Annotated in this window: 1 protein-coding gene; it reads right to left on the bottom strand. The window is 70.2% G+C overall.

The genetic code is table 11. The features are described 5' to 3' along the window. A partial coding sequence (locus IF89_RS0136205; RefSeq protein WP_267882131.1) for a calcium-binding protein occupies positions 1–406 on the bottom strand: 406 nt, incomplete at both ends.

Below are 406 nucleotides of genomic sequence, written 5' to 3'. Positions count from 1 at the left end.
TCGATGGTGTCGTTGCCGGTGCCGCCGGAGGACTGGTCGTTTCCGGTGCCGCCGTGGAGGGTGTCGCTGCCGGTGTCGCCGTAGAGCTGGTCGCTGCCGCTGCCGCCTTCGATGCGGTCGTCGCCGTCGCCGCCGCGGATCTGGTCGGGTCCGTCGCCTCCGCATAGGAGGTCGTTTCCGGCCCGGCCGGAGATCTGGTCGCTGCCGCCGAGGCCGAAGATCGCGTCCATACCGTTGGTGCCGGACAGCTGGTTGGGGCCTGCGGTGCCGGTGATGATGTTGTAGCCGCGCTGCTGCAGCACCGCGATGGGGGTGGCGCAGGTGGATGCGGGGGCGGGGTTGACGGTGAGGGTGAAGGTTTTGGATGCGGTGGGGACTTGGGGGTTGGGGTCGGTCGCGGTGACGG

This window comes from Streptomyces sp. NRRL F-2664 (assembly GCF_000719345.1).
GTDB lineage: Bacteria > Actinomycetota > Actinomycetes > Streptomycetales > Streptomycetaceae > Streptomyces.
Note: the sequence above shows the minus strand (reverse complement) of the source record. Positions and strands in the feature narration are given on the sequence as shown.